Origin of the sequence: Collinsella aerofaciens, from assembly GCF_040910245.1 — a bacterium.
Lineage (GTDB): Bacteria > Actinomycetota > Coriobacteriia > Coriobacteriales > Coriobacteriaceae > Collinsella.
On record NZ_JBDGAY010000023.1, the window covers coordinates 33,148 to 39,086 of the forward strand.

At 54.7% G+C, this 5,939-nt stretch carries 1 protein-coding gene and 2 pseudogenes; 2 read left to right on the forward strand and 1 reads right to left on the reverse strand.

The features are described from left to right. Window positions 1-1,021, forward strand: a pseudogene (locus AB5Z20_RS08255) (hypothetical protein); the annotation flags it as partial. 178 nt (window positions 1,022-1,199) lie between these two features. Continuing rightward, the gene (locus tag AB5Z20_RS08260) at window positions 1,200-4,307 is read left to right on the forward strand and encodes a L,D-transpeptidase family protein (protein WP_368156912.1); all 3,108 of its coding nucleotides are present in this window, start codon (window positions 1,200-1,202) and stop codon (window positions 4,305-4,307) included. A gap of 293 nt (window positions 4,308-4,600) precedes the next feature. Here the strand turns inward: AB5Z20_RS08260 and AB5Z20_RS08265 are convergent. Next, window positions 4,601-5,939: pseudogene (locus AB5Z20_RS08265) on the reverse strand (hypothetical protein); the annotation flags it as partial.

Consider the following 5,939-nt stretch of genomic DNA (forward strand, 5'->3'; position numbering starts at 1 on the left):
TACCGACGTCTACTACCGCGTCCACGCCTCCAACATCGGCTGGATGGCCTGGGCAAAGGACGGCGAGGAGGCCGGCACCACCGGAATGTCTTGTTCCCTTGAGGCGGTTCAGATTAAGCTTATTAAGAAGGGTACGTCCCATCCTGATACGACTGGTTATTCTCATCTTGAAATACCAACGGTGACGTATTCATCCCAGTCGAACAGCACTTGGCAGAATAGTGTTTCTGCCGGAGAGGTGTCCGGTACAACCGGCAAGGGAATTCCCATTACCGGGTTCTTGGCTAAGACCACTTCATTCGTTGCCGGCGGAATAAATTATCAGCTACATCTATCAAATGTAGGCTGGACTTCTGTCAAGTCAAACGGGGATCAACTGTCGTCTGCTACTGAATCCAATGCGGTCGAAGCAATAAAAGTCTCCCTATCGGGTGACTTGGCAACTTATTTCGATGTTTGGTATAGGGTCCATGTCGATAACGTCGGCTGGCTCGGTTGGACAAAAAATGGAGTCGTCGCCGGCAGCACCGGCTATGGGACGCATGTTCAGGCCGTTCAGGTAAGAATTACGAGAAAGGGCGCTGCTGCTCCGGGGAGCACTATCTCCCCGATGCTTCTTGGCGAACCCTTTGCTCTTGCTAATCCAATGCAGAAGAAGATTGTAGATCTGTCAAGGCAGGTTCCCTCTCCTGGTCCTGGGTTGTGCTCAGAATGGATTGCTCAGGTCTATGAGCGGGCTGGATTCAGAAATGTCCATACGGACGCCTGTGACTATTATTGGGATTTCTGCAAATATACTGATTATTCGCAGCTGAAGGTCGGAATGGTCATTGCTGTTCCTTCGCATATGCATAACTATATGGGTCGTATATACGGTCACGTTTGTATCTATATTGGCAACAACCAAGTTATGGATAATGTTGGTCACATAAGGACTCTGGATATGGGTTATTGGCTGGATTACTATTCCACTACGTATAAGCCAAAATGGGGCTGGTACGACAACATCCCGCTTGCATAGCGAGGGCGTAAGATATTCTAGGTCGAGTTTGGCCTGATTCTTTGATTTAGAACGAACGGTTCGCTTTTGTTGCGCTCCGTTCGTTTCTTTTTATGCACCATTCGCGTTATACGTATTTGAGTAACTGATGAATCAATTAATAATAAATCCAAGGTTGGCTAATCGATGGGGAGTCAAAATGAAGCATGGAAGGACTGCGGTCGTTATTAGTATGGCCTGGCTCATGTGCGCGATGCCGGCACTTCAGCCGATTGCCGTTTACGCCGAATCTGTTCAGGACTCGTCCGTTTCGTTAGCTCAGGAATCTACCGTTCAAGCTTCCCCGACAGGTGATGCGCTTGCTGGGACAGTTGGAACCGATGCCGATCAGGCGGGCGAGAGCAATGATATCGGCGTGCTTGATGGTGCTACTTCCGATGCCTCGGACAATGCGACCGAGAATGGGTCTCCGTCGGAGTCTGAAATCAAAGCCAATTCCGCTTCTGTTTTGGATGTTGATGCGACCGACGGTCAGGTGGATGTGTCCGACGATAAATCTGAATCTGCGCCCGTTCTTACCTATCAGGCACATGTGCAAGATTACGGGTGGATGACGTCGGTCTCCGCGGGTGAGCTTGCGGGCACTACCGGCAAGTCGAAGCGTATGGAAGCGCTGAAGCTTTCCGTTAAAGATGCCGAGGGCAACGAGATTTCCGATGCACTTTCCATCAAAGCCCACGTGTCAAACATCGGCTGGATGGACCCGGTGGGCAACGATGCCATTGTCGGTACTGTGGGACAGTCTCGGCAGCTTGAGGCCATCGCAATCCAGCTCTCCGCCGAGCTTTCTCAAACCTACAGTGTTTGGTACCGAGTCCACTCGTCCAACTTTGGTTGGCTGGATTGGACGTGCGACGGTGCCAATGCGGGCACCGAGGGTTATGGCTATTCCGTTGAGGCTGTCGAAATCGTTATATTGGCCAAGGATGTTGCTGCCCCGGGTGGTACGGACGTTCCCTTCAAGAGCAAAGCTGACGAGCCTGCGATTGTAACGTATTCGACCCATGTTTCGAACGTTGGTTGGATGTCCGTCGTGAGCAACGGGGCCACCGCGGGTGCTCCGGGCGCGGAGTGCGTAGAGTCCCTCGATACGCGGATAACCTGGTTTGGTGGAAGTGCTGGCATCCAAGTTCGCTCGCACGTTCAAGATCAAGGATGGGGCTCCTGGTATTTTGGACGTACGGGTACAACGGGCTTGTCTCGCCGCATCGAGGCGCTTCAAATGCGCCTCACGGGCGATGCCGCGAATGCGTACGACATTTGGTATCGAGTCTATTCTGCTCGGTATAACGCGTGGCTTGGCTGGGCAGCTAACGGTGCGGCGGCCGGAACCGTGGGTATGAGCTCGGGCGTTCAAGCCGTGCAGATTGTGCTTGTTAAGAAGGGGCAGGAAGCTCCCGGCTCTACGGAGGGCGCCTTCAAAGGCTCCGAGCATGCCGTCTTGCAAGGAGCAGAGCTTCGTCTGGACGGTTCGACGGTTGGGGCGGGATCTGACTCGACCGTTGTGATTGGCTCGGAGGATAGTACGAAACCGCTCAAGAGCTTTGCGCTTAACGTTAACAACCAGGCGTGCGACGGTTCGATTCTGTACCAGTCTGGTAGTCAGTACGGCTCCATGCCCGAGGGCGTTGATACTGTGGACGGTGGCTGGACAACCACGCTGTCAGACGGTTTGGCCATGCGTTGCGTGAGGATTAGTCTCTCGGGCACGCTATCAACAACCTACGACGTCTGGTACCAGGTGTTTGACGGCAATACGGGTAAGTGGACCGGCTGGGCTTCAAATGGATTGCCTGCCGGTAGCGCTTCCAACAATGCCGCCATCTGCGCTGTGCGCGTGTGCCTCCTTGAGAAGGACGCTGCTGCGCCTGGTTCTACCGATGGTGCCTATGTAGAGTCGGACTCCACCGATGAGGTTCTTTCTGCCCAGGGCCATGTTGCCGAGATTGGCTGGCAGACCGCCTCGCTGGGTACCGATGTAACCGTGGGCACCACGGGCCGCGCTCTATCTCTCCAAGCTCTTCGTGTCGGCGCCGCTGGTTCAATTGCCGGTTCCGTTTCCGTTGCAGCTCATGTTGAGGAAGAAGGCTGGCAGAATGCTTTCGTTGCCCCAGGTTTTGCCGGGACGACGGGAAAGAGTCGTGCTGTCCAGGCGGTGAGGATGAATCTCACCGATGAATTGGCCGAGCAATACGATATTTACTACCGCGTACACGTTGCGGGCTACGGCTGGCTTTCGTGGACCCGTAACGGTGCCGATGCCGGCACTACGGGGCTGAGTGTTCAGGCCGAGGCGGTTCAGATTAGGCTCGTAAAGAAGGGCGAGACTGCTCCCGCTACAGGCGCGAATGCATGCATCTCCATGCCTGTTTTGAGTTATTCCGCCCATGTTTCCAACATTGGTTGGATGGGCGCTGTTTCCAATAACGGATTCGCGGGCACCCAGGGTCGCTCGCTTAAGGTTGAGGATCTTAGACTCTCTGTGAGCTCGAGCATATCGGGCGGTATCAAATATTCCGCCCATGTTCAGGATTACGGTTGGCGTGGTTGGGCTTCGAACGGCGCGAGTTGCGGTACCACGGGGCAGAATAAGAGGCTTGAGGCAATCAAGATCCAGTTATCGGGAGACCTCTCGAAGTACTTTGACGTTTGGTATCGCGCGTATGTTCAGGATTACGGTTGGCTCGGTTGGGCTGCAAACGGTGCACAGGCGGGCACTGTAAATATCGGTTATCGCCTCGAGGGTATCCAGATCCAGATTCTTCCCAAGGGTGCCGCTGCGCCTGGCTCGACGTATCGACCGTTCACGGATATCCCCGTTATGCCGGCAGACCAGTTTGCAATGTGGCAGAAGGCGAATCGCTATGCGAGTTCGACCAATTGGTTGCTCCTTGTGGATACGTCTCGTTGCCGGGTGGGCGTGTACAACGGCAATTCGTACAATTGGAACCAGGTGTTCTACTGGCAGTGCTCGCCCGGCGCATGGAGCACGCCCACCGTTTTGGGTGAGTTTACCGTCTATGGCAAGGGCTATAGCTTCGGACACGGTTATACGTGCTACTACTACACGCAATTCTACGGTGATTATCTGTTCCACTCGGTACCGTACGACCAGGGAACGTTCAACATTCAGGACGGTAGACTTGGTCAGAATGTTTCTCAAGGTTGTGTAAGGCTTGACATCCAAAACGCCAAGTGGATTTACGATAATATTCCGTATGGCACTAAGGTTGTTACGTATCGCTAGGGCGTAGCAAATTTGAACTGGAGCAGTGGCTGCCAAGTTCGTTTTCGCCGTTTTCCTTTCCGCATCGCTGGAGGGGGAGATATGTTGAAAACGAGGTTGGTGGTCACTGTCTTTTTGGCGGGCGTAATTGACTGGGTTCCGGTAATGCAGCCAATCGTTGCCTGCGCCTAGTCCACCCTCGCCACCCCTGGTGGTGGACAGTCCGAAGATGTGACGTGAGCATAGCTAAAACTAGGGAGCCGTCGGAATTGCGATTGCCGACGGCTCCTTTTATCGGGCAAGCGATCAGACGCCTACTTGCTTTCGAGTCTCATCTCGATTGCTTCAATGGGTAGTCCACGACCAGTGGTACCAGCAGCCTCGCCGTTCCTAACCCAGGGCATCCAGCCTATGTTGGAAACGTGCACGCGATATACAACGTCATAGTGCTCGGCAAGTTCTCCTGTAAGTTTCACCTCAAGGGCTTCAATATGGCGAGCTTTGCCCGTGGTGCCGGTCTTATACCCGTTCGATGTCCAAGTCTTCTCCCAACCTTGGTCGGCAACGTGGGAACGGTATGTAATGCCACCGTCGAATGGAGCTCCTGCGACGGAGAGCTTTAGGGCCTCAATGCCGAGCGCCTGACCAGTTGTACCGGCGAATGTGGCACCGTGCACGGTGGTCTGCCATCCGATGCTCGATACGTGTGCGGTTGCGTTGGGCAGTCCGATGACGGATGCGCGCGCAGTGCTTCCTGGCGCGGCTTCACCCTTCTCAATGAGCTTGACCTCGATAGCCTCCACGCGCCTGCCAAAGCCCGTGGTGCCCGCAATCTCGCCGTTCTTGGTCCAGCCAAGCCATCCTTCGTTCTGTACATGGGCTCGATAGTAAATATCGTAGTGCTCGGCGAGCTCGTTGGTAAGCCTCATTTGGATAGCTTCGATTTGGCGTGATTCGCCAACGGTGCCCGCGACTTCACCTTCGTTCTTCCAGCCTTGCCAGCCAAGGTTTGCGCAGTGGGCTTGGTATTGCACCGTGCCGGAGTAGGGGAGGGCTGCCATGTCGACCTTGAACGCCTCGAGTGCCTGGGACTTTCCCGTGGTGCCAGCTGTCTTGCCCTCCTTGACCGAGGAGATCCAACCCGTGCCAGAAACGTGGGCAGAGGTCATAAGGGTCGAACCGTTGGTCTTCGTGCGAATCAGCCTGTACGTTCCATCGGCAAGCTTCTTGTAGTACGTGAGCGTGGACGTGTTGCCAGAGAAAACCGCAATGTCGTAATCGGCGGACTTCAGAATCATATCGGAGAATTCAACGAGGTAGCACGTGTCGCCCTTGGGGCAGAGGGCTTGGATAGCCGTATCTGAAGAAGATGAGATGGACGAGGCGAACCAATCCATAATGCTGTAGTCGACCGTGCTCGACGGACTGAGGGCCGCGGCTTTCGTCATGTTGAACACGCCGCATCCCGCGTCGCTGGAGGCAGAGTTATACGTGCTCGATCCATAGCCGGACAGCGCAACTTCGGGGTTGAAGAACAGGATTAGCTCGGCTGCCACCGAAGAGTCGATATCGGTAATTCCCAAGGAGCTCAACTGGTCTTGCTTGGAGGGCCACAGCCCGGTTGGCGTGTTGGGGTGTCCCTTGTAATAGTAG

Excerpts from the sequence above, each read along its gene's own strand:
- AB5Z20_RS08260 (WP_368156912.1), top strand. The coding sequence starts at position 1,200 with ATGAAGCATGGAAGGACTGCGGTCGTTATTAGTATGGCCTGGCTCATG.